Here is a 24162-nt window from a genome sequence, read left to right on the forward strand (position 1 = left end):
ACAACAGGCAGGGCAATTCTGATAGAATAGATTTCATCATTGTTAAAATAAAGGTAGAGTATGGCAAATTATGCGGTGGTTGGGCTTGGTGGTTCTGGACTGTCGGCGGTGAATTTTTTGGTAAAACAGGGGCATGATGTGGCGGTTACGGACGGTAATTTCCCACCTCTTGCTGATAAATTGCCACAAGGTGTACAGACATATTTTGGGGGGATTGATGGCGACATACTTTTAAAAGCTGATAGGATTGTCATCAGTCCGGGTATTGACCCTGCCACACCTGCTGTTGCCAATGCAATAAAACACGGTGTGAGTGTGGTGAGTGATGTACAAGTGTTTATTGAAAATTTAAAAGAAAGAGATAAACAACGTGGCACACACACACCCATCATCGCCATTACAGGTTCAAATGCCAAATCTACCGTAACCACGCTGGTAGGACTTATGGCAACCAAATCTGGCAAAACAGTCGGTGTGGGGGGCAACATCGGCACGCCTGCTCTTGATTTGCTTGCCATTGACGGCATAGATATGGTGGTGCTAGAACTGTCTAGTTTTCAGCTTGAAATGATGAGTGGACTTGGGGCGGATGTGGCAACCATTCTAAATCTCTCTGCCGACCACCTAGACCGCCATGGCGACATGGTAGGCTATTTGGCTCAAAAGTTACGGATTTTTGATGATGTGAAAAATGCGGTGGTGTGGCTAGATGATAAGGAGCTTGCTCGCACTTGTATCGCTCATTTACCCAAACACGCCACCATGATAAGTACAAGCGGTGAGATTGGCGAAGGTTTTTCGGCAGAATTTTGTTTAAAAGGTGAACATGGCGAGCAGGGTGAAAAGATACATCTGTGCCATAATGGGCAAAAACTCCTGTTGGCTGACGAAATTTTGATTAAAGGCAAACACAACCTGCTAAATGCGTTGTCAGCGTTGGCATTGGGTCATGCAGTTGGGCTTGACATGACTGCCATGCTTGATGTTTTGCGGACATTTAAAGGTTTGCCTCATCGCTGTGAGTTTGTGGCTGATGTGAATGGTAAGGTGTATTTTAATGATTCCAAAGGCACAAACATAGGTGCAACCATTTCTGCCATTGATGGATTGGGGGCGGTGTATGGTGAAAAGTCGCTGGCATTGATTTTGGGTGGGCAGGGCAAGGGGCAAGATTTTACCGAGCTTGTGCCATTTGCTCGCACTTTTGCTGACAGTATTTATCTCATTGGGCAAGATGCCAAGTTGATATATGATGTCTTTATCAGTGATGATGAGCTTGCCAATCGCACTCACAAAGTATTTACATTGGACAAAGCGGTAGAGCAAGCCTACCAAAGCTGTGCCAAAGTTGTGCTACTGTCGCCTGCCTGTGCCAGTCTTGACCAGTTTAAAAATTATGGTGAGCGGGGCGACAAATTTGTGGAATTTGTCAAACAATGGACAAATTAACAAAAACCAAAAATATCAAACCAAAAATATCAAAATAGGGGCAAAAGTTGCCCTTATTTTTTTAAAAGTGGTTTATAATAATACGTTTGGTTGTTTTTGCCAATCACCCCATTTTGATTATCACGCCGTATTATGTTTAGTTTTTTACAAAAAATCACCCAGTCACCTTATTTGCCAAAACCACGCACCGTGATTTTGGTGAGTTTGCTAACCTTATTGACGCTAAGCCTTGCGATGATTGCATCGGCGTCCGTACCATTTGCTTTGTCAAAGGGTTTGCCTGCCATGACCTTTTTTTGGTCTCAGTTCACCTACATCATCGTGGCGATGGTGGCAGGATTTATGATGTACAAAATTCCATTAAAACTGTATTTTAATTTTCCGCTTGTCATGCTAGCTTGGCTGATGGTGGTTTTGTTGTTGATGCTGACATTGGCATTTGGTGATGTTATCAATGGCTCACAGCGCTGGCTAAACTTTGGGGTGTTTAATTTTCAGACTGCCGAATTTGCCAAACTTTTGATGGTGCTTGTTATTTCAGATTATGTGGTTAGACGTTCTGCAGAAGTGCGAGCCAGTATTTTAATGGGTTGGCGATTGATTATTTGGTATTTGCCAATCGTGGGACTGATTTTGTGGCAACCTGACTACGGTTCGGTGGCGGTGATTGTGGCGACAGCCAGTATTATTTTGTTTGTGAGTGGCGTGCCGTTACAGCATTATCTGTCGCTTGTGGCGGCGGTGTTTATCCCTGCACTTGTGTTTGGGCTTTTGGCATCGGATTATCGTAAAGAGCGACTCATGTCGTTTTGGGATCCTTTTGATGACATTCAAGACACCGATTATCAGCTTGCTAGAAGTTTGATTGCCTTTGGGCGAGGGGAGATTGACGGTGTGGGTTATGGTAACAGTGTCCAAAAACTTTCGCATTTGCCAGAAGCTCATACCGATTTTATCCTAGCGGTAACAGGTGAGGAGCTTGGGTTTTTGGGTGTGGCGTTTGTGCTTTTGCTTGAAGCGTTGATTGTTATCAGCATCATGTGTATCAGTTATACTGCCCTAAAACGCCGTCAGCTACGCCTAAGCTACATGGTGTTTGGTTTTGGGGTGGTGATTTTTGGGCAAGTGCTGATTAATGCAGGCATGAACATGGGAATCTTGCCAACCAAAGGTTTGACACTGCCGTTTTATAGTTTTGGGGGTTCGTCCATGCTTATGGCAATGATGATGATTGCGATGATTTTGCGAGCTGATAAAGATAGTGATAGAATTTATGAACAAACCAAAAATAGGGATTATTAAACAAAAACCAGTCGTGAGGCTGGTTTTTTTGTCTATTTTATCTATAATGGACAAAATAGATATTTTTTTATTTAAATGGGGTGCATAATGCTGACATTTACCGCCACCGAAGCCAAGCAAAATTTTGGCAGATTAACAGATGTCTCCATGACGCAACCTGTGAGTATCACACGGCAGGGACGTGTGATTTTGGAAGTGATGACGCTACACGAAAAAGAAAGAATCATCGAGGAGCGAGTCAAAGAACTGATGTTTGCCCAGTTTGTTGCCAAAGCGGTGCAAGCCAACGAACATTATCAATCCACGAAGCTACACACCACACACCATGAGATGAGAGCGTGGGTAGAGTTTTTGGTTGCCAACCCCAATGAGAAGCCACCTGTATGCCACAAATAATTTATATCTAGTGTATTGGGCAAGATTTTTAAAGGTTGCAAGGATTTTTGCAAGAAAGTGCACCGCACAAGGTTGCCAAAGCCATGCAAGTGATGTTGGATAAAATTGAGGTGCTTTCAACCCTCCCCAAAATTGGCAAAACCGTGCCGAATGACGCCTTGCCAAACCTAAGACAGCTCACGATAAAATGGGGCAAATATGGTTATGTTACTTTGTATTCTTATGATGAAGTTCAAGACGTCATCATCATGCAAACCATACGTCACGTTAAAGAACTTGAACCTGAGTTTTTAAGAAATGCCCATGACTAAAAACAGTCGCAGGACTTTTTGGCATTTAACTCACCTCACCCCCAACACCGCCCCCCTAAGCGGTGTATTATCCCAATTTTCCACCGCCCACACAAGTATCGTGTTGGGCTTCTCTTTTTGCAGTTCTGGCGGTGGATTTTGGCAAAGTAGGCTCAAAGCAGTAAAAAGCAGGTCGCTCACTTTATCAGGCGTACTGGTGTCAATGGGGGTGGCTAAGTTTTGTTTGGAGAGTTTTTGCCCATCGGCGTTCATCAGTAGGGGCAGATGATAAAAATAATCAGGCATGGGCAGTCCACAGGTTTTGGCGATAAAAAGTTGAGCGACCGTCATTGGCATGATGTCAAGCCCACGCATGATGTGACTGATGTTTTGCAAACCATCATCTATGGTACAAGCGATAATGTAGTTGATTATGTTGTTTTGGCGTTTGGCGACCACGTCTCCAAGACTTCTGGCAGGGTTGTCCCAAATCACCCCCTGAATACCATCATAAAAGGCAGTCAATACATCAGGCAGACATAGGCGGATTTTGTTGTGAGTCAGTGCTTTATGTAGGCATCGGCGTGGATAAATGGGAGCAAGATTTAAATCTTTGATGTTTAAATCATAAAAGCTCATCGCAGGAATGCAATCATTGGATAAGTCTTTGCGAGAGCAGGTGCAATGATAAGTTAGACTTGATAACCTATTTAAGTATTCTTCATAAATGGCAGTGCGAGTTGATTGAAGTAATATCTCACCATCTGTATGTAAGCCTAGATTTTCCAAATCTTGCAATATAGATGTGGTGTATGTCGGCTTACACCGCTCCACATCTACATCTTCAATACGTATAAGCCAACGACCGCCCAAAGATTTGATGTGGCAGTAACTTGCCAACGCAGTCGTAAGCGACCCCAAATGCAGATGCCCTGTGGGAGACGGAGCAAAGCGACCTATGGGCGTACGCTGGCTCATTTAGTGTCCGTGATTTTGTTTTTCTTTCATTTCGGACATGGTTTTGCAGTCAATGCATTGGGTGGCGGTGGGGCGAGCTTCTAGGCGTTTTAGTCCAATCTCTGTACCACAAGTTTCGCAGTAACCATAATCACCAGACTCAATTTCGGCAAGCGATTTTTCAATCTTACGCACCAGTTTACGCTCACGGTCACGGGTGCGTAGGGCAAGGGCAAACTCTTCTTCTTGGGTGGCACGGTCATTAATGTCCGCCATTGCTCCTGTTTCTTCGTTGATGTAGTCTTTGGTGCGTTCAGCTTCGGTTAGTAGTTCGGTTTTCCAATTCACCAAAATATTGCGAAAATGGTCAAGCTGTGCATCAGACATATATTCTTCGTCTTTGGCGGGAATGTAAGGCGTAAAAGTGGCATCTGCCATGTGTCGTCCTTAAAAAGCAAAAAATTTGGTGATAAATGGGGGCTTGGCTGATTTTTTCAAGTAAAATCATAAAAAAATTGGTGTTTTATGACATTAGGCGATAAATTTGTGTGTCCAATTTTCCATTATCATGCAATCTCACCAAGCGAAATCCACTTGCTAGTGTATCTATCCCAAATTTATCTTGGTGGGGGGTAAACTGCCTTGATGTGGCAGGGCAGGTATAAAGCGTGCCGTGAGTATTTGGTAAAATGTGTGCTTGATGAACATGACCACAGATGATGTGAGGTGGGTGCAGGGTGTGGGCTAGCACCTGCCAAAACTTATCATGGTTTTTTAATATATGTGCATCTATCCACGCCGAGCCGACAGAGGTAGGGTGGTGGTGTAGGGCGATGAGGGTGGGTAGGTTGTGTGCGACATTTGTCTTTAAGAAGTCTAAATTTTTATCATCAAGTTGTCCATAAATTTGCCCGTTTACCGCAGAATTGACCGCCAAAATCTGCCAAGTAGTGTGGGGTAGCTCAATCAGTAGGCGATGATTTTTTATGAGTCGCTCATCGGCTGGTATGGGTAAAAATGTCCGCTCATCAAAAGGCAAATCATGTCCAATCTCATGCGTAACGTCATGGTTGCCTGCCAGACATAAAAAGGGAATGTTTGTATTTTTTAATACATCAAACAGCCAATCATAAATCTCTCCCACGCCGTCATTAACCAAATCGCCTGTCAGTAATAATAAATTAGGCTTGTGGGTCAAAGCCAAATCTAGCACCGATAAAAATTTATCAAAACTATGTTCGTCATGCTTTGATAAATGCAAATCGCTGATTTGGGCGATGATAAAATCATGGGGGGCGGATAAGTAGGTGGGGTAAGTTATCATGTTTAAAATTGGTTGATAAAAAGTAGGGTGCGTATTATGCACCGTTTTAACCAGATTTCCAATTAAATTAAGCTAATTCTTCATTGACAATCTCAAACTCTCTTCCATTATTATCAATTAAATTAATTACCAATGCATCAAAACCATTGTTTTGCAAGGTTTCAAAATTGATAATTTCTCCATTTATCAATTCAATTTCACCATTATCATTGATAAAATCTTCTTTTTCTTCAACATAATCAATACCATAGAATATTTCAAATTTAACAGAATACAAATCATCGCTCAATTTGACTAATGGGCGATTTTCTATTTGTTGATTGCTATATTCATCACAAAACATTGCGTTATAGCCGTATTCTGTGCCGTCAAATAAAACAATTCTTTCATTGCTGACTGGTTCAATAGCAATAACTAATTGTGGAGCAAAATCAGTTTGTACAATTACTTTATCATCATCAGATAAAAATTCGCCATAATACTCAATGATAAATTTATCTTTTCCATTACTTGCAATTAAATCAAAACAAGTAATTGTTTCGTCTTTAACTGTGCTATTTTGTGTAAAAGAAGTTAAATAGGTCGGCATAAACATTTAAAAATCTCCAAATTTTGGTGCGTAATACGCACCGAATTATTCAAAATCTATACCTCATCAGCCCGAACAATACCTTCATATTCTGGGTGAATAATATATTCATCATTTTCCAAATCGGTGGCAAATTTTTCAAATAAGGCTTTTAAAGAAGTGGCTTCCAATGTGCGACTTGGTTCGTCATGCCACATTTGAATGATTTGTCCAACTGTGCCAGTGTTACTTGGGTCAAGGTCAATCATTTTGCTATCACCACAACCATTTCCTGTTAATGGTATCCATTTTGGATTAAACCAAAAATTGGATTTGATTTCGTCATTTTCAGGTTCACAACCATAATCATTATTTTCGTCATCTTTAAAATGACCGCCATTATATAAGTCTATCCAAACTTGATATTCACTGATAATATTATCAATGGAAAACCAAACTTCATCAATAAAAACGCCATTATTATCTGAGCCATTATGGATACGATAGATTTCTTTAAATTCATTAGGCAAGGCAAAACCCAACACCTTTTCTAATTTAGCAAAATCATCATCACTTGCACCGTCATTAAAAGATAAATCAACATCACTTTGATGATATTCTTTTAAACGAGCAAATTGGGCGTGAATGCGGTTAAAGATTTGTTGCATATTGATTTTTCCAAAAGATGTGAATGGATTTTATTAAAATGTCATGATTTGCCAAACACCTTTCCCACCCCAAACACCCCAAAAAACCCCACCGCCAATGTCATGACAATGGCAAGCCCTGTTTGTACATCTAGCCACACGCTCCCCCATACACCTGTTGTTACGGCGATTTGGGCGATGATGATGGCAAAGATGACCATTTGGGCGGGTGAATGGGCAAGCAGGCGAGCGATGAGTGCAGGTAGGACAAGTAGCCCTGTGATGAGCAAACTCCCTACTGCTTGAAGTGCCACCGCACAAAAGCCTGCCAAAAGCCCCATAAAAAAGAGCTGTTGTGTTTTGGGGTTGACCCCTGTGATGATGGCTAGGGCTTCTGAGGTGGCAAGTTTTACTTGTTTTTGCCAAATCCAACCCAAAAAACCAAGCCCTACAACCACCATGACAATAAGGCGTGGCAAATCTTTCCAATCCATGTCAAGAAGGCTACCAAATAAAAAACCTAGCACATTGGCTTGTTGCTGGGTGAGCTGGGTGAGTGTCAAAAGTCCCAAGCATAAAAGCGACACCGCCATGACTGACAGTGTGGCATCATTGGGTAGGCGTTTGTCTTGTAATAGCATGAGTGCTACCACAACCAACACACTCACTACGCCCACACCCACATCAGCAGGGATAGACAGCCATGCTCCTACCGCCACCCCAAGCAATGCTCCATGAGAAAGCGTGTCGGCAAAAAACGCCATACGTCTCCACAATACCAGACAGCCAAGTGGGGCAGAGAGTAGGGCAAGCAGTGAGCCTGCTATCCAAGCAGGAGCGATAATCGGTAGCCAATCATTCATGAATATCAAATTAGTGCGTATGCTGACAATGGTCGTGGTGGTGAATATAGGGGCTTTGGTGGTTTGTATGGTATTGTCCAAAAAGTGCCACAAACTCTGGCAGGTGAGCGATGTCGGACGGCACGCCTTGACAGCAGACGTGTTTGTTTAGGCAGACCACTCGCCGTGTGCCTTTCATTACCCAATGCAAATCATGTGAGACAACGAGCATGGCACATGCCAAAAATGGTGGCAAGCCATCAATAAACGCATAAAGCAACTCTTCGCTATCAGGGTCAAGCCCTTGCATGGGTTCGTCTAGGATAAGTAAGTTGGGTTTGTCAAGCAATGCCCGAGCCATGAGTACTCTTTGGGTTTCTCCCCCTGATAAATGATGAATTTGGCGGTCAAGTAGGGGGGCGAGTATCAATTTATCCAGCACAAACGCACGTTCATCGCTAGACAAACGCTTGGGGCTCGCTTGGGCGATTAAATCTTTGACACGCAAAGGTAAAATGGTTGGTACGCTAAATTTTTGGGGGACATAGCTTATCACGCCTGTGCGGTTATCAATTCGCCCTGTGGTGGGTTTGTTTAAGCCCAAAATCAGCTTGACAAGTGTGGACTTGCCTGCTCCATTTGGACCTATCAAACTCACCATTTCACCCTTATTAATCGTAAGCGACACGTCTGTTAGGATTTTTTGTGAACCAATATGAAAACTGACGTTGTCTAGGATTAATAAAGCATCTTGTGTGGGCGATTTAGCGACAGGCACGGCATACGCCTTTGAGTTCAATGACGGCACGCTCAATCTCAAAACCTGCATCATTTTTGGCAAATTCGGTGATGCCGTCTACAGGAACGTTGGAGCATTCTTCTACACTGTCGCATTTTTGGCAAATTAAAAAGGCAGCAACATGCTGTGAACGAGGGTGGCAACATGGCACATAAGCGTTCATGGAGCTTAGTTGGTGTATTAGCCCCTCGTTAAGTAAAAATTCTAGTGAGCGGTAAATGGTTGGTGGAGCGATATTTTTGTTTTTTGCTCCTGATGAATGGCGACTGCTTTGTAAGGCACTAATCAAATCGTATGCCCCAAGCGGTTTTTTTGCTTCTAAAATCAAGTTGTACACTTCTTCACGTAAAGGCGTAAAACGTACCCCCCGAGCTTCGCAATGGGCTTTGGCATCTTGCATACGTTCGGCGATGTTGTGGTGTTGGTGGACATTGTGGTGGTGGTCGCAATGGCAGGCGTGGTTGTGATTCATGGAGTACCTTAACAAAAAATGACATTTGGGCAATGATGTTATTTTATAACTAAAAATTAGGACAAATCCTATCATCATCGGCAAATTATGATATAATCTTGCAAATTTTATGCCAAATGATGAGTAACAAGATGATGAAATTGAACAATTTGACAAAAAAAATAGCATGCCTAAGCATTCTTTTTTTGGCAACTGCGGTGCAAGCAGGTACAGTAACGGTTAGTAATTATCCATTAGCACTTTTATCCAATGCCGTTACCGAAGGCGACACACCAGCCCAAGTTCTATTGTCGGCTGGTGATGTTGGTCATCATGGCAGTTTGTCGCCAAGTGGGGTCAAACTCATCAAAGACAGTCAGTTTGTGGTGTGGTTTGGGCAAGAGTTAGAACAAAATCTAGTCAGTCAACTAAATTTAGCGCCCAATGCCATTTCACTATACCGTTTCAAGGCGTTTCACCGTTTGCCACTTCGGGAGTTGGACGGCACACCTCGCCCAAACACCTTTGACCCACACATCTGGCTAGACCCAAACAATGCCAAAGCCATTGTGCGAGCATTGGCGGTAATACACACCCACGCCAATCCCACTAAAAAAGAGCTATATCACGCCAATGCCAAAAAATTTGCCGAACGCATGGATAAGGCGGTCTTGGATATGGCAAACCAAAAAACTATGTCTTATTGGGCGTATCATGATTCGTATCAATATTTAGAAAACTTTGTCAAAATTCGCTTTGCAGGTGGGCTGACCCCCGACCACCATTTATCACCAAAAGCAAGTCAAATCAGACATTTAACTACTACCCGACCCAGCACTCATATGTGTCTGCTATCACAAGGCAACGTTTCGGCAGGCATCATCAATAAACTGGGCAACACAAGCGTGCTTGTTGCCCAAGAAGACATGTCAGATGGCAAGGACTTTGTGGCGGTCTGGCAAAAATTGGCACAAGATGTCAATCGCTGTGTAGGACGATAATTTGATAAAAATGAATTATTTGCCAAATGCGATGAGATTTTTTAAATTTATCAATCAGCAAACCGGTATTTTATTTAAAAATGTTAGTTATTTTTAAATAAATAGTCCTTGCCAGTTGCCCAAAAACTTTTTATAATGAACCGATTTACCAAAAGTAGAGTAACTGATGACAAAACCTGCACGGCAAAACCAGCAAGCACGGATTTTTGCTTTGCAGAAGCAACAAAGCTGGATAGTGTTGGCATGGATTGTGATTGCCATCGCTGTTGATATGGTTGTGGGTGTAGGTTTGTTGAGTGCAAAAAGTTTTAGCATGGGTGTGTTGCTTTCTTATATAACACAATCTACTTTTACTTTTATTGCCTACCAAAAAACAGGGGCGAAGGTACGTCAAGCCATCATGCTTAACATGTATTTGGGTCAGATGGTAAAATGGCTTGCCACATTGATGGGCTTTGCATTGATTTTTGTTTTTATCAAACCTATCATCGCCTTGTTAGTGGTGGTTGGTTATCTTGTCATGCAAATAACACATATTGTGGTGATGTGGCGATTTTTGTAATTATTTTGTATTTACAAAAGTGGCATAATACTCACTTTTGAAAAAAAATTGCAAAAATTCGGTAAGAAAAACACATTTTCTCTTTACATATTGCTTTTGGTAAAGTAAGATACACGGGTGTTATAGACACAATTTTTGATGATAAAATTATTAAAATTTTTTTGTATTTTAATTGATTTTTTAGATTGTGTTTATTAAGATATTTAAAATTAATGGTTATTTAGGCGTGTTTTTCTAAATGCGTCCTCATGAATAAGAGCTTACTATGGCAGGCGAACACAACTCTTCAGAATACATTGCTCACCATTTGACCAACTGGACGTATGGTTGCCATCCAGAACATGGCTGTAAAGTAGCACACACCGCCCAAGAAGCCTCCGAAATGGGTTTTAGTGCTATTCATTTGGATTCAATGCTTTGGTCGGTGGGATTGGGTATTTTCTTTTGTGCTTTGTTCTATAAAGTTGGACGTAAAGCCACATCAGGTGTACCTACCAAACTGCAAGCCTTTATTGAGATGATTGTTGAATTTGTGGATAACAGTGTCCGTGAGTCCTACAATGGACCATCTAAGCTTATCGCTCCATTATCATTGACAATTTTTGTGTGGATTTTCTTGATGAACTTGATGGATTTGATTCCCATTGATTTCATTCCTGCCACCGCTCAATGGATTGGCGGTCTTATGGGACACGACCCACACCATGTTTATTTTAAAATTGTGCCTAGCACCGACCCAAACATCACACTTGGTATGGCATTTTGTGTGTTACTACTAATTATTGGTTTTGGTCTTAAATATAAAGGCGTGGGCGGTTTTATCGCTGAGTTTACCTTACACCCATTTAGTGCTAAAAACCCATTGTTGCAAGCGATTTTAATCCCTGTTAACTTGGTTCTAGAAACTGTAACTTTGATTGCCAAACCCATCTCGCTTGGTCTGCGTTTGTTTGGTAACATGTATGCAGGTGAACTTATCTTTATCTTGATTGCCTTGATGCCATTTTGGGCACAGTGGATGTTATCTACCCCATGGGCAATCTTCCATATTTTAGTAATTACGCTACAAGCGTTTGTGTTCATGATGTTGACGATTGTTTATCTATCGCTCATCTCTCAGACATCAGATCACTAATTTAAACTTAAACTTTTTAAACTCTAACCCCTTCAATAGGTCATTTAAGGAGACATCATGGATCCAGTTATTGCTCAGTACACACTTCTTGCTGTGGCTATTCTTATCGGTTTGGGTGCTTTGGCAACTGGTATTGGCTTTGCTATTCTTGGCGGTAAATTCTTAGAAAGTACTGCTCGTCAGCCAGAGCTTGCTTCACAACTTCAAACCAAAATGTTCATCGTGGCAGGTCTTCTAGATGCTGTACCGATGATTGGTGTTGGTATCGCCATGCTACTATTGTTCGCTAACCCATTCGCTGGCTAATGAAGTTTGGTTTGACGTTCATTTCTTGTCGGTTGATGTTTATCACCGACCGGAAGTGAAACCTGACTTTCACTAACAACGAGGTGTTGGATGAATATTAATTCTACCATTATCGGTCAGATGATTGCGTTTGCGATTTTCGTGTGGTTCTGCATGAAGTTCGTATGGCCACCACTCATCGGAGCGATTAACGAGCGTCAACGCAAAATCGAAGAAGGCTTAAATGCTGCTGAGAAAGCAAAAGCAGACCTAGCTTCTGCCGAACAAAAAGTAGAGGCTGAATTTGCTGCTGCAAAATCTGAGGCTGCCGCCATCATTGACAAGGCAAACAAAACTGCCAACCAAATGATTGAAGATGCCAAAGAGCAAGCTCGTCTAGAAGGCGAACGCATTATTCAAGCGGCTCATACAGCCATTGAACAAGAGATTGCACAGACTCGTGAGCAACTGCGTTCACAAGTGGCGAGTCTTGCAGTGCTTGGGGCAGAAAAGATTTTAGAAGATAATGTTGATGAACAAAAACACGCCAGCATGCTAGAACAGTTGGCAGCGAAGCTGTAATTAGAGGATATCATGGCTGAACTATCTACCTTAGCAAGACCATACGCAAAAGCTGCGTTTGACTATGCTAAAGAACATAACGCAATAAACGATTGGGACAACTTTTTGTTGATTGCAAGCAATGTTGTGAGTGATAAAGAATTTGTATCATTGCTCAGTAATCCAGCCATTTCCGCAACAAAAAAAGCCAGTCTGTTGATTGACGTGTATTCATCACAATCTAAGATTGGTGATTTGAAAGCTTTTGGTAATTTTGCCAGTCAGCTGTCAGAGCATGACAGGTTGGCATTGTTGCCAGAAATTTGTATTCATTACAGTAAGCTAAAATCACAAGAGCTAAAACAGGTTGACGCTTACGTTACATCAGCCTACCCCTTAACTGACGCTCAACGCAAAACCCTACAAGAACGTTTGGCGATTTCCACAGGTGCGATTGTGATTTTGCACGAGGAAGTGAATCCTGATTTGTTGGGTGGTGCAACCATTAAAGTGGGCGATAAGTTTACCGATGGCTCAGTGCGTGGCAAGTTAAAACAATTAAAGACTCAGCTCACTGTATAAGTGTGGCTGTCTAAATAATAGGAAACAAGGCAATGCAACAATTGAATCCAGCTGAAATCAGCAATCTGATTAAGCAACGTATTCAAGACCTTGACGTAGGCGCAACTGCAAAAACTGAGGGCGTTATCGTCAGTGTGTCTGATGGTATTGTACAAATTCATGGTCTAGAAGAAGCCATGTATGGTGAGATGATTGAATTTGAAGGTGGTGTCTATGGTATGGCACTTAACCTAGAACAAGATTCGGTCGGTGCAGTCGTATTGGGTGACTATCTAAGCCTACAAGAAGGTCAAAAAGCTTTCTGTACGGGTCGTATTTTAGAAGTACCAGTTGGTCCTGAACTTTTGGGTCGTGTCGTAGATGCGCTGGGTAACCCCATTGATGGTAAAGGTCCTATCAATGCTAAATTGACTGATAAGGTTGAAAAAATCGCCCCTGGTGTTATTGCACGTCAATCCGTTGATGAGCCTGTGATGACTGGTTATAAAGCCGTTGATACCATGATTCCTATCGGTCGTGGTCAGCGTGAGCTTATCATTGGTGACCGTCAAACGGGTAAGACCGCTATGGCGATTGATGCCATCATCGCCCAAAAAGATTCTGGCATTAAGTGTGTGTATGTGGCAATCGGTCAAAAACGTTCTACCATTGCCAACGTGGTGCGTAAACTAGAAGAGACAGGTGCATTGGCTTATACTACTGTGGTAGTTGCTTCTGCTTCTGAACCTGCTGCTTTACAATACATTGCCCCTTATTCTGGCTGTACAATGGGCGAATACTTCCGTGACCGTGGTCAAGATGCTCTGATTGTTTATGATGATTTATCAAAACAAGCGGTTGCTTATCGTCAAATCTCCTTGCTACTACGCCGTCCACCAGGACGTGAAGCCTATCCAGGCGATGTCTTCTACCTACACTCTCGCCTATTAGAGCGTGCCTCTCGTGTCAATGCTGATTATGTAGAAGCATTTACTGATGGTGCGGTGAAAGGCAAAACAGGTTCGTTGACTGCTCTACCCATCATTGAAACCCAAGCAGGTGACGTATCAGCATTTGTACCAACCAACGTAATTTCTATTACTGATGGTCAGATTTTCCTAGAATCTAACCTATTTAACTCAGGTATTCGCCCCGCGGTGAACGCTGGTATTTCAGTATCTCGTGTTGGTGGTGCTGCCCAAACGAAAATCATCAAAAAACTTTCGGGCGGTATCCGTACAGCTCTAGCTCAATATCGTGAACTTGCAGCTTTTGCCCAGTTTGCATCTGACCTTGATGATGCAACCAAACAACAGCTAGAACATGGTAAACGTGTTACTGAATTGATGAAGCAAAAGCAATACGCTCCAATGTCTATCGCTGACCAAGCAGCAGTCATCTACGCATCTAACGAAGGTTATTTGGCAGATGTAGATGTGGAGAAAGTTGGTGCGTTTGAAGAAGCATTGCTACGTTATTTGCGTAATGATCACAGTGCTTTGATGACTGAGATTGATGAAACTGCTAATTACAACGACGACATTGAAGGTCGTCTAAAATCAGCAATTGAATCTTTCAAAGCGTCGCACAGCTACTAAAAGCAATATGGTGTATTAGCTTCTAATACACCATAAACCCATTTAACATAAGTCCAGTATTGGAATAATTATGGCAAGCTTAAAAGAAATACGTGCAAAAGTAACCAGTATTAAAAGCACTCAAAAAATCACTCGTGCCATGCAGATGGTCGCTGCCAGTAAAATGCGTCGTGCCCAAGAACGCATGGAGATGGGTCGTCCTTATGCAGAAAGTATGCACCGCGTGATTGCACATTTGGTACAAGCACAATCTGATTATAAACATCCTTATATGGTCAGCCGTCCTGTGAATCGTGTAGGTTTTATTGTCATCACATCGGATCGTGGTTTGGCAGGTGGTTTGAACATTAACTTATTTAAAAACCTACTAAAATCTGTAAAAAGTTACCAAGAACAATCTGTGGAAGTAGAATTTGCTGCAATTGGTTCAAAAGGGGTGAGTTTTTTTAAGAATTTTGGTGGCAAGGTTAATTCAACATTAACAGATTATGGCGACAGCCCAAATTATGAGCAGTTGAGTGTGCCTGTGCAGGTTATGCTTAACGAATATAACGAAGGGCGTTTAGATCGTATCTATTTAGTTTACAATCAGTTTATCAATGCAATGGTGCAAAAACCTGTGGTTTCTCAGCTTGTACCTTTGCCAGAGGGTTCACTAGAAGATACCAAACAAGCTTCTCATGGTTGGGATTATATCTATGAGCCTGATACCAAGACATTGATTGATAGCTTGATGGTACGTTATATTGAGACCATCGTTTATCAAGCGGTGCTTGAAAATATCGCTTCTGAACAGTCTGCTCGTATGGTTGCCATGAAAGCGGCGACAGATAATGCAGGTAATTTAATTAAAGAGTTACAGTTGGTTTATAACAAATTGCGTCAAGCGGCGATTACCCGAGAAATTTCGGAAATCGTTGGCGGTGCTGCCGCTGTTTCGTAATCTAATTTAGCCAAATAATGATTTATAGGAGAACGCAATGAGCGGTCGTATTGTGCAGATTATTGGTGCGGTGATTGACGTTGAATTTGAACGTGGTCAAGTCCCACAAATTTTTGACGCCTTACAAGTGGACGGTACAGAAACCACTTTAGAAGTTCAACAACAACTTGGTGATGGTGTGGTTCGTACCATCGCCATGGGTTCAACTGAGGGCTTGAAGCGTGGCTTGTCTGTATCCAATTCTGGTGCACCGATTTCTGTGCCAGTAGGTAAGGCGACTTTGGGTCGTATTATGGACGTGCTTGGTCGCCCAATTGATGAAGCTGGTCCTGTGAATGCTGAGCAAAAATGGTCTATCCACCGTGATGCGCCAAGCTATGATGAGCAGTCTAACTCAACTGAGCTTTTGGAAACTGGTATCAAGGTTATTGACTTGCTATGCCCATTTGCTAAGGGGGGTAAGGTTGGTTTGTTTGGTGGTGCTGGTGTTGGTAAAACCGTTAATATGATGGAGCTTATCAATAACATCGCCCTAAAACACTCAGGTCTTTCTGTATTTGCTGGGGTTGGTGAGCGGACTCGTGAAGGAAACGACTTTTATCACGAAATGCAAGAAGCAGGCGTTGTTAATACCGAAGACTTCACCAAATCAAAAGTAGCAATGGTTTACGGTCAGATGAATGAACCACCAGGAAACCGTTTGCGTGTGGCTTTGACTGGTTTGACCATGGCAGAATACTTCCGTGACGAAAAAGATGAAGCTACTGGCAAGGGTCGTGATGTTCTGTTGTTTGTTGACAACATTTACCGTTATACCCTAGCAGGTACCGAAGTATCAGCCCTTTTGGGTCGTATGCCATCGGCAGTAGGTTATCAGCCAACTTTGGCGGAAGAAATGGGTGCATTGCAAGAGCGTATTACCTCCACCCAATCTGGCTCTATTACTTCGGTGCAAGCTGTTTATGTGCCTGCGGACGACTTGACCGACCCAAGCCCTGCAACCACTTTTGCTCACTTGGACGCAACCGTCGTACTAAGCCGTGATATCGCATCACAAGGTATTTATCCTGCGGTGGATCCGCTAGATTCTACTTCTCGTCAGCTTGACCCACAAGTTATTGGCGAAGAGCATTATAATGTTGCACGTGGTGTGCAAATGGTACTACAACGCTACAAAGAGTTAAAAGACATTATTGCCATCTTGGGTATGGATGAATTGTCCGAAGAAGATAAGTTGGTGGTGTATCGTGCTCGTAAGATTCAGCGTTTCCTATCACAACCTTTCCACGTTGCCGAAGTATTTACAGGTTCACCTGGTAAATATGTAGCACTTAAGGATACGATTGCTGGCTTTAAGGCCATCATTGATGGTGAATATGATCATATGCCAGAGCAAGCATTCTATATGGTTGGTAGTATTGATGAAGCCATTGCAAAAGCTGAAAAGTTGGCAAGTGCTTAATGTCATAAGACAGGGTGGTAATGCCACCCTGTTTTGAGATGGTTTGTGTTTTTTAAATATATAAAATGATTTGATTATAAATCTTGGAGTGAGTAATGGCAACATTTAAATGCCGAGTGGTTAGTGCCAGAGAAGAATTGTATTCTGGTGATATCAAAGTATTGGTTGCCTCAGGATGTGATGGTGAGTTGGGGATTTTGGCAGGACATATGCCGTTAATCACCTTACTTAAACCAGGTCCTATGCATTTAAAAACCAATCAAGATACTGATGAAGTTATTTATGTAAAAGGTGGTGTGTTGGAAGTTCAACCACATCTTGTTACAGTATTGGCAGATGAAGCAGAACATGCCAGTAACTTAGATGAATCCAAAATCGCTGAAGCACGTCGCCATGCTGAACAAGCACTTGCCAATCAGAGTGCCAACATAGATACCAGTGCTGCATTGGCATCGCTGGCAGAAACAGTGGCACAACTTCAAACAATTCGTAAATTTAAAAATCGTGCTTAATGGTTAGATAAGGTATTGGTGGCTAAGGATAAATATGACAAGCACTACCCCAGAAAAAGAAGACATACCACGCATTCTCATTGTTGAAGATGATGAGCGATTGGCGATATTGACCCAAGATTATCTTAGACGTAATGGTTTGGATGTGGCGATTGAGACAGACGGTACTCGTGCCATTCGCCGTATTATCAGTGAACAGCCTGATTTGGTGGTTCTTGATGTCATGCTTCCTGGCTCTGATGGTTTGACCGTGTGTCGCGAAGTGCGTCCGCATTATGCTCAACCAATTTTAATGTTAACGGCTCGCACTGAAGATATGGATCAGGTGTTGGGACTTGAAATGGGGGCAGATGATTATGTTGCAAAACCTGCCCAACCTCGTGTGCTTTTGGCTCGTATTCGTGCATTACTTCGCCGTTCTGAATCTGCTCCTGTTGATGATACACCACAACGTCTGGAATTTGGTGATTTGGTGATTGATAATGGCGGTCGTTCAGTAACTTTAAATGATGAGCTTGTAGATTTTACCAGTGCTGAATACGATTTGCTATGGCTTTTGGCTTCCAACGCTGGCAAGATTTTGTCTCGTGAAGATATTTTTGAACGCTTGCGTGGTATTGAATATGATGGGCAAGACCGCTCCATTGATGTTCGTATTTCTCGCATTCGCCCAAAAATCGGCGATGACCCAGAAAATCCAAAACGCATCAAGACTGTACGAAGTAAAGGTTATCTCTTTGTTAAAGAGGGTTAATCATCATCTTGATATAAGATGGCAGTTGTTTTTATGTGTTATAATAAAAGTCGGCTTAAAACCGACTTTTTTTGTGGGTAATATTTATTTATGGCGATTTTTTCTTTTACTGAACGCAGTATTTTTTTTCGTATCTATTCTGGATTGCTACTGGTGTGTTTGTCAGTGGCTTTTTTTGCTTATCTTTTTGTGGATACAATTAACCAAGAACGTATTCAATCCTATCGTGAATCAGTGGCGACTGGCGTTTTTTATTTGATAGGGCAAGGAGTTGCCAAACAAACCACTGCCGATCAAAAACGTGCATGGCTTGAAGGAGCGGGTAAGGTTTTTGGGTCGCCATTTTATGTGTCATCAATAGAGGAAGTTGGTTTTAAAGCTAGAGAGTTAAAACGCCTATCCGAAGAAAAATCAGTGGTGCGCTATAATGCCAAAACGCATGAATCGTTGGTATATCAGAGTATTAACAACGAACAGGTGTTGTGGGTAAAAGTGGGGCGTGTGGGCGAACGTCAAGTGCGTGCAATGACGATGTTTTTGCTTGATGATTTGTCCTATTATCCTACATTGAGTGCCAAGCAGGAGCGATTGGCTTTTTTGAGTAAAAAAAATGGCTATTCGGTCAGTATGGAATTGATTGAAAGGGTGGGGCTTGATTCTGACCAAATTGCCAAACTGATTAAAAATGAGCCTGTGATTTTTTTTAAAGACAGTGTCAACACCCAAGAACCTAGCATTTCGGTCATCATCGCTTCTGATGTCAAGGATTCGGCGATTGTGGTGGGACCTGTACCGATTTTTAATTATTTCCCTCTAAATCTTGTGGCAAGTGTGGTACTGATTAGTTTGCTTTTAATCAGTTTGGGGGTGTATGCCTTGATTTTTCCATTGGAAAGACGGTTGCAACTGCTACAAGCTGGCGTGGATAGAGTTGCCAAAGGGGAGCTTGATACGAGTGTGCAGGTGGTGGGGCGTGATGATATTGCACGGCTTTCATCAACTTTTAACGCCATGACAAAACACATCAAACGACTAATAGAATCCCAACGAGAGCTAACTCGGGCAGTATCTCATGAGCTTCGTACGCCTGTGGCACGCATTCGTTTTGCGGTGGATATGCTGGCGGACGAAGATGATTATGAATTTCGCCAAAGTCAGCGTGAACAGATTGACAAAGATATTGAGTCGTTAAATGAACTTATTGATGAAATCTTGACTTATGCCAAATTAGAAGAAGGCTCGCCAAAGATGGATTGGGAGATGGTGAACTTACGTGAGCTTTTAGAACAGGTTGAGCGAGAAACAAATGCACTTGGCAAGTCCATTACAATCAAAATCAATGCACCTTCATCTAAAGTGGTGGCAATGGCGGACAGACGTTATCTGCATCGCGTGGTGCAAAATCTGGCAGGTAATGCTCTGCGTTATGCCAACAGTACCATCATCATCAGTGCAGGTGTCAAAAAAGGTGTGGCATTTGTCAGTGTTGAAGATGATGGGCAGGGCATTCCAAAGGCTGATCGTGAAAAAGTCTTTATTCCTTTTGCTCGCCTTGATGACAGCCGTACTCGTGCTTCTGGAGGGTATGGGCTTGGGTTGTCTATCGTATCAAGGATTGCTTTTTGGTTTGGGGGTAACATGAGTGTGGGTGAAAGCCCAAGCCTGCGTGGGGCTCATTTTAAAATGACATGGCCTGTCAAACAAGTGGGCGTTACTGTTTTGGCGGATAAATTAACCCAAGAAAAAAGCGAGAAAAAACTCTTATCAAAATAAAATCATGGCTTGGTGTATAAAAGTCAGATTTTGTGTTAATATAGTAACCATAAGTATTAAGCTTGATTTAATGGGAGAGGTGGTATGCCCTATCTATTTGCTGGGTTGTTATTATTAAATGGTGTGTTTTTGGGTTATTCTTTATTTTTAAAAAGGGAGAGTGAGTCCGAAAGCGTCCAAGAGCATCGATCTGCATTAAAATCATCTATTGCATTTACAAATACGACCAGTCAATTACCGCCCGAAATCGGCTCAAAGTCGCCTTGATGTGGTGGTTAGGTTTGGTCTTCTAAGATGTTGTCCTCATTGGGTGTGATGAGTGGCATGATAACAGATACCAAAAGCCCACCCTCTGGGTGGTTTTGGGCGTGTACTTTGCCATGATGAAGCCGAACAATCCTCTCTACGATGGCAAGCCCAAGCCCACTGCCTTGTGTGGTGCGGGCGGTTTCTCCTCGCTCAAAAGGTTGCATGATGCGTTCTATTTCATCATCTGCCACGCCATCCCCTTCGTCTTTGACGCCAATCATTAGGCTTGCGATATTGTTGTCCACTTCGTCTATGTTGGGTGGCAGTATTTTGGCAATCAGATGTATTGGTTCACGCCCATAACGAACAGCGTTATTGACAAGATTGGTAATAAGGCGTTTTATGGAAAGAGGGCGTACCAACACTTCTTGATTGACCGTGTTTTCGTAGATAAACTTCACATCGCCAAACTGCACCATGATTTCATGAAAAATGGTGTCTAAATTGACCGTCTTTACTGCTTCGTCCGAACCGTCCTTCATAAAAGAAATGAACTGCTCCAAGATGGCATCCATATCCTCTATATCTAATACCAAGCCTTCTCTAAAAAACTCATCACCAAGCATTTCAGCAGTCAGTCTCATGCGGGTGAGTGGTGTACGCAAATCATGACTGATACCAGCAAGCATGATGGCACGTTCTTTTTGGGATTGGGAAAGGGTGTAAAATAAGCGGTTAAAAGCTGTATTTACCTTACGAATTTCGTTTGAGCCTGTGTGCGTGGGGAGGGTGGTGGCATGTCCAAGGTTGATGTAGTCGGTGGCAATGCGTTCAAGCTGTTTGAGTGGGCGGTTGGCACGGCGTACCAAAATAAAAATGGTAGTAATTGTCAAAAATGGCAAGCCAAGCCCAAATAGCACAAACAAGCTGGCACTATACTGTGAATAATAAGTAACAGGTTCAAGTAGCCAAACATTGGGGTGTTTGCTATCTTGTATCCATAGGCGAGGTGTGGGCTTGAATTTAAAATAGACTTTGATGGGGCGACCTAGCCTGTCCGAGACTTGTTTGGCAAAAATATCTGTAAAAAAGTCAGCGATGATTTTATCATTAACCACAGGAAAATCATCAGGATTATCAATAACCTGTATGTGGTTGTGTGCATAAAACCAAGCAAGGTTATCAGGGTCATTGACAAATTGTTGTCTAGCCTTATCCAAAAAATCAAGTTCACTGGCAAGATAATTGGCGTGATTTTTTATCTCTGGCAGGTATAGACTTCGCCAAAATAACCAAATGGACAACATGACACTTATCATGACGATAAAGCCAATCATCATGACCGTTTGCCAAGTGTTTGAGTTTAGGCGATGACGAAAACGTAACAGCCATAGTTCATAGCGTTTTTTCATGATGAATGCCCCAATTTTTGTATCATTTTAACACAAATTGACGTTGATTTTGATGAATATTTTTGTTAAAATAACCATTTAAGGTTTGGTATTGCCAACGGCTTATCCTCACACGGCAACCAAATGACTTATCTTGCATTTTTAAATTTTAATTTTCAAGTTTTAAAGAGAGTTATCATGGTAGTGATTCGTATGGCTCGTGGCGGTGCAAAAAAACGCCCATTTTACCAAATCGTTGTGGCTGACAAACGTGCTCCTCGTGATGGTCGTCATATCCAAAAGATTGGTTTTTTTAACCCTTTGGCTCGTGGTCAAGAAGAGTCTTTTCGCATTGACCTAGACAGTTACAATGCTTGGATTGCCAAAGGTGCTAAACCTACTGACCGTATTGTACAGCTTGTTAAACAAGCTCAAAAGTAATTTTGAAGCATTGCCTAAATCGGTTTGTGGTAACATAAACCGATTTTGTTATTTTTAACTTTTTATTTAAAAAAAATTATGACTCCAACACCTGACTCACTCATCAAAATTGCCACCCTAAAAAAACCCTATGGCATCAAAGGCTGGCTTTGGGTATTTAGCGATACCGATAACCGTGCTGACATTTTTGATATGCCAAATTGGTACATGAAAACCGCCACAGGTTTTAAACCTCTAACTGTGACTGATTGGCGTGAGCAGGGGTCGGGGCTTGTGGCAAGTTTTAAAGAGATTGCTGACCGTAATGTTGCTGAAACCATGAATGGCACAACCATCTGGGTGGATAAATCCAACCTGCCCAAACTTGATGATGATGAGTATTATTGGTCGGATTTGGTGGGGCTTACTGTCATTAATGAGGAGGGCGATAATCTGGGGGTGATTAAAGAAATGTTTGAAACATCTGCTCATGAAATCATCAGCGTCAAGCCCACCAAAGACAGTATTGATGGCGAAGAGAGACTCATTCCTTGGCATACTAGTATTGTACTGAATGTGGATTTATCCAATCAGACCATGCTTGTGGCATGGGGTCGTGATTACTGATGTTTTTGGCGTTCATTAGCATCATGCCACAGATGTTTGAGGCATTGTCATTTGGCATCACAGGGCGAGCGGTGGAACGTGGTCAAGTGGTGATACACACCATTAATCCACGAGATTTTGCTACTGATAACTATCGGCGGATTGATGAGCGTCCTTTTGGTGGTGGGCCGGGCATGGTAATGATGGCAGAACCCTTAGAAAAGGCGATTTTGCATACCAAAGCCTTGGCGGTTGAGTATTTTGCCAAACATGGTATCGCAAATCCTACTTGCCCTGTCATTTATCTATCACCACAAGGTCAAACCCTAGATGAGGAGACTGTTTTGGCTCATGTCAAGTTTGATGGCATGATATTGCTGTGTGGACGGTATGAGGGGGTTGATGAGCGGCTGATTGAGTGTTATGTGGATAGCCAGATTTCCATTGGGGATTATGTGCTGACAGGGGGGGAGCTTCCTGCGATGGTGCTTGCTGACAGTGTGATACGCCGACTGCCTGATGTGATGAATGAAGCATCGGCAGACCAAGACAGTTTTGTAGATGGATTGCTTGATTGTCCGCATTATACCAAGCCATTGATTTTTAAGAATAAAAAAGTACCAGAGGTGCTACTAACAGGACATCATGCCAACATCGCCAAATGGCGGTTTTTGGAGCAAGTCAAACGCACCAAGACCCACCGCCCTGATTTGTGGGCGAAATTTAGCCCCACCAAAGAGCAAGCGAAGTGGCTAAAAGAGCTTGATAAAACGTGATTGTTTGGGTATAATAGCCAATCTTTATGTCCGTGTGGCTCGGAAATTTGATTGAATATGTTATTCAATAACATTAACAATGATATGCGACCTTTAAGCCACAAATAAAGGTATCAAGCCTATGTCATGTATTGGAGTAGTATGCCATGAGCAACAAACACCCATTAGTTCAACACATTGAAAATTCTCAACTAAAAGAACACCCAAGCTTTGCCCCCGGCGACACTGTTGTGGTTAAAGTGCGTGTTCAAGAGGGCGACAAAGAGCGTCTACAAGCATTTGAGGGCGTGGTTATCGCTAAGCGTAATCGTGGTCTTAACTCATCGTTCACCGTGCGTAAAATTTCTAGCGGTGTAGGTGTTGAGCGTGCATTCCAATTGCACTCACCAATCATTGGTAGCATCGAGGTTAAACGCCGTGGTGATGTACGCCGTGCCAAACTTTACTACCTACGTGATCGTTCTGGTAAGTCTGCTCGTATCAAAGAAAAACTTAACTTCAAAAAAGAAGCCTAATGTTTTTTTGACAAGAACCCTGCCGTTTGGTGG

Annotated in this window: 30 protein-coding genes; 21 read left to right on the top strand and 9 right to left on the bottom strand. The window is 42.4% G+C overall.

What is annotated here, in order from left to right; translation table 11 throughout:
* Positions 1-60: 60 nt before the first annotated feature.
* The 4 genes from murD to MOB01S_RS02230 all read left to right on the top strand — a co-directional run bounded on the left by murD (position 61) and on the right by MOB01S_RS02230 (position 3458).
* Positions 61-1449: a UDP-N-acetylmuramoyl-L-alanine--D-glutamate ligase gene (gene murD, locus MOB01S_RS02215; RefSeq protein WP_066800927.1), complete on the top strand. Its 1389-nt coding sequence runs from the start codon at positions 61-63 to the stop codon at positions 1447-1449.
* Between the two features lie 132 nt (positions 1450-1581).
* Positions 1582-2751 (top strand): FtsW/RodA/SpoVE family cell cycle protein, encoded by a 1170-nt coding sequence (locus MOB01S_RS02220; protein ID WP_084349577.1) that lies wholly within the window; start codon positions 1582-1584, stop codon positions 2749-2751.
* 87 nt (positions 2752-2838) lie between these two features.
* The gene (locus tag MOB01S_RS02225; RefSeq protein ID WP_066800930.1) at positions 2839-3147 is read left to right on the top strand and encodes a hypothetical protein; all 309 of its coding nucleotides are present in this window, start codon (positions 2839-2841) and stop codon (positions 3145-3147) included.
* A 47-nt stretch (positions 3148-3194) separates the two neighbouring features.
* The gene (locus MOB01S_RS02230) at positions 3195-3458 is read left to right on the top strand and encodes a type II toxin-antitoxin system RelE/ParE family toxin (RefSeq protein WP_157073869.1); all 264 of its coding nucleotides are present in this window, start codon (positions 3195-3197) and stop codon (positions 3456-3458) included.
* A gap of 30 nt (positions 3459-3488) precedes the next feature.
* On the opposite strand, the gene gluQRS is transcribed toward MOB01S_RS02230, so the two are convergent.
* From gluQRS to MOB01S_RS02270, 8 genes are all read right to left on the bottom strand, one after another.
* Positions 3489-4415, bottom strand: coding sequence for a tRNA glutamyl-Q(34) synthetase GluQRS (gluQRS, locus tag MOB01S_RS02235; protein WP_066800936.1), 927 nt, complete (start codon positions 4413-4415; stop codon positions 3489-3491).
* Positions 4416-4832 carry an RNA polymerase-binding protein DksA gene (dksA, locus tag MOB01S_RS02240; RefSeq protein ID WP_066800939.1) on the bottom strand — a complete coding sequence of 139 codons (417 nt, stop codon included), beginning with the start codon at positions 4830-4832 and terminating at the stop codon, positions 4416-4418.
* An 85-nt stretch (positions 4833-4917) separates the two neighbouring features.
* On the bottom strand, positions 4918-5718 hold the full coding sequence (locus MOB01S_RS02245) for a metallophosphoesterase (RefSeq protein WP_066801063.1): 801 nt from the start codon (positions 5716-5718) through the stop codon (positions 4918-4920).
* 67 nt (positions 5719-5785) lie between these two features.
* Positions 5786-6313, bottom strand: a complete 528-nt coding sequence (locus MOB01S_RS02250; RefSeq protein WP_066800942.1) for a hypothetical protein — start codon at positions 6311-6313, stop codon at positions 5786-5788.
* 50 nt (positions 6314-6363) lie between these two features.
* Entirely contained in the window at positions 6364-6954 is a 591-nt protein-coding gene (locus MOB01S_RS02255; RefSeq protein ID WP_066800945.1) for an SMI1/KNR4 family protein, read from the bottom strand.
* A 41-nt stretch (positions 6955-6995) separates the two neighbouring features.
* Positions 6996-7796: a metal ABC transporter permease gene (locus MOB01S_RS02260; protein ID WP_066800948.1), complete on the bottom strand. Its 801-nt coding sequence runs from the start codon at positions 7794-7796 to the stop codon at positions 6996-6998.
* Between the two features lie 10 nt (positions 7797-7806).
* Positions 7807-8553: a metal ABC transporter ATP-binding protein gene (locus MOB01S_RS02265; RefSeq protein WP_066800950.1), complete on the bottom strand. Its 747-nt coding sequence runs from the start codon at positions 8551-8553 to the stop codon at positions 7807-7809.
* Positions 8540-9046: a Fur family transcriptional regulator gene (locus MOB01S_RS02270; RefSeq protein WP_066800952.1), complete on the bottom strand. Its 507-nt coding sequence runs from the start codon at positions 9044-9046 to the stop codon at positions 8540-8542. Before MOB01S_RS02270 ends, MOB01S_RS02265 begins: the two co-directional genes overlap by 14 nt.
* 131 nt (positions 9047-9177) lie before the next feature.
* On the opposite strand from MOB01S_RS02270, the gene MOB01S_RS02275 reads away from it, so the two are divergent.
* The 13 genes from MOB01S_RS02275 to MOB01S_RS02335 all read left to right on the top strand — a co-directional run bounded on the left by MOB01S_RS02275 (position 9178) and on the right by MOB01S_RS02335 (position 20439).
* A complete protein-coding gene (locus MOB01S_RS02275; RefSeq protein WP_245639982.1) occupies positions 9178-10026 on the top strand; it encodes a metal ABC transporter solute-binding protein, Zn/Mn family in 849 nt (282 codons plus the stop codon).
* A gap of 166 nt (positions 10027-10192) precedes the next feature.
* The gene (locus tag MOB01S_RS02280) at positions 10193-10588 is read left to right on the top strand and encodes an ATP synthase subunit I (protein WP_066800957.1); all 396 of its coding nucleotides are present in this window, start codon (positions 10193-10195) and stop codon (positions 10586-10588) included.
* A 265-nt stretch (positions 10589-10853) separates the two neighbouring features.
* Positions 10854-11723 (top strand): F0F1 ATP synthase subunit A, encoded by an 870-nt coding sequence (gene atpB / locus MOB01S_RS02285; RefSeq protein WP_066800960.1) that lies wholly within the window; start codon positions 10854-10856, stop codon positions 11721-11723.
* 57 nt (positions 11724-11780) lie between these two features.
* A complete protein-coding gene (gene atpE, locus MOB01S_RS02290; RefSeq protein ID WP_066800963.1) occupies positions 11781-12029 on the top strand; it encodes a F0F1 ATP synthase subunit C in 249 nt (82 codons plus the stop codon).
* A 90-nt stretch (positions 12030-12119) separates the two neighbouring features.
* On the top strand, positions 12120-12590 hold the full coding sequence (locus MOB01S_RS02295) for a F0F1 ATP synthase subunit B (RefSeq protein ID WP_066800965.1): 471 nt from the start codon (positions 12120-12122) through the stop codon (positions 12588-12590).
* Positions 12591-12602: 12 nt separating this feature from the next.
* Entirely contained in the window at positions 12603-13151 is a 549-nt protein-coding gene (locus MOB01S_RS02300) for a F0F1 ATP synthase subunit delta (RefSeq protein ID WP_066800967.1), read from the top strand.
* A gap of 32 nt (positions 13152-13183) precedes the next feature.
* Positions 13184-14728 (top strand): F0F1 ATP synthase subunit alpha, encoded by a 1545-nt coding sequence (atpA, locus tag MOB01S_RS02305; RefSeq protein ID WP_066800970.1) that lies wholly within the window; start codon positions 13184-13186, stop codon positions 14726-14728.
* Positions 14729-14798: 70 nt separating this feature from the next.
* Positions 14799-15671 carry a F0F1 ATP synthase subunit gamma gene (gene atpG / locus MOB01S_RS02310; protein WP_066800972.1) on the top strand — a complete coding sequence of 291 codons (873 nt, stop codon included), beginning with the start codon at positions 14799-14801 and terminating at the stop codon, positions 15669-15671.
* Positions 15672-15708: 37 nt separating this feature from the next.
* Entirely contained in the window at positions 15709-17133 is a 1425-nt protein-coding gene (gene atpD, locus MOB01S_RS02315) for a F0F1 ATP synthase subunit beta (RefSeq protein ID WP_066800974.1), read from the top strand.
* A 95-nt stretch (positions 17134-17228) separates the two neighbouring features.
* Positions 17229-17645 (top strand): F0F1 ATP synthase subunit epsilon, encoded by a 417-nt coding sequence (locus MOB01S_RS02320; protein ID WP_066800976.1) that lies wholly within the window; start codon positions 17229-17231, stop codon positions 17643-17645.
* Between the two features lie 34 nt (positions 17646-17679).
* Positions 17680-18399, top strand: coding sequence for a response regulator (locus MOB01S_RS02325; RefSeq protein WP_066800979.1), 720 nt, complete (start codon positions 17680-17682; stop codon positions 18397-18399).
* Between the two features lie 90 nt (positions 18400-18489).
* Positions 18490-20172 carry an ATP-binding protein gene (locus tag MOB01S_RS02330; RefSeq protein ID WP_066800982.1) on the top strand — a complete coding sequence of 561 codons (1683 nt, stop codon included), beginning with the start codon at positions 18490-18492 and terminating at the stop codon, positions 20170-20172.
* An 84-nt stretch (positions 20173-20256) separates the two neighbouring features.
* Positions 20257-20439, top strand: a complete 183-nt coding sequence (locus MOB01S_RS02335; protein ID WP_066800984.1) for a hypothetical protein — start codon at positions 20257-20259, stop codon at positions 20437-20439.
* 8 nt (positions 20440-20447) lie between these two features.
* On the opposite strand, the gene MOB01S_RS02340 is transcribed toward MOB01S_RS02335, so the two are convergent.
* Positions 20448-21833: an ATP-binding protein gene (locus tag MOB01S_RS02340; RefSeq protein WP_066800986.1), complete on the bottom strand. Its 1386-nt coding sequence runs from the start codon at positions 21831-21833 to the stop codon at positions 20448-20450.
* A gap of 177 nt (positions 21834-22010) precedes the next feature.
* Between MOB01S_RS02340 and rpsP the strand changes: the two genes are divergently transcribed.
* The 4 genes from rpsP (at position 22011) to rplS (ending at position 24129) form a co-directional block, all read left to right on the top strand.
* Positions 22011-22253, top strand: a complete 243-nt coding sequence (gene rpsP / locus MOB01S_RS02345; protein ID WP_066801065.1) for a 30S ribosomal protein S16 — start codon at positions 22011-22013, stop codon at positions 22251-22253.
* Between the two features lie 78 nt (positions 22254-22331).
* Positions 22332-22859: a ribosome maturation factor RimM gene (rimM, locus tag MOB01S_RS02350; protein WP_066801067.1), complete on the top strand. Its 528-nt coding sequence runs from the start codon at positions 22332-22334 to the stop codon at positions 22857-22859.
* On the top strand, positions 22859-23614 hold the full coding sequence (gene trmD, locus MOB01S_RS02355; protein ID WP_066800988.1) for a tRNA (guanosine(37)-N1)-methyltransferase TrmD: 756 nt from the start codon (positions 22859-22861) through the stop codon (positions 23612-23614). The genes rimM and trmD overlap by 1 nt, the downstream gene beginning before the upstream one ends.
* A 146-nt stretch (positions 23615-23760) precedes the next feature.
* Positions 23761-24129, top strand: a complete 369-nt coding sequence (gene rplS, locus MOB01S_RS02360; RefSeq protein WP_066800996.1) for a 50S ribosomal protein L19 — start codon at positions 23761-23763, stop codon at positions 24127-24129.
* The last annotated feature ends 33 nt before the right edge of the window (positions 24130-24162 follow it).

Source organism: Moraxella oblonga NBRC 102422 (assembly GCF_001598275.1).
Taxonomy (GTDB): domain Bacteria; phylum Pseudomonadota; class Gammaproteobacteria; order Pseudomonadales; family Moraxellaceae; genus Moraxella; species Moraxella oblonga.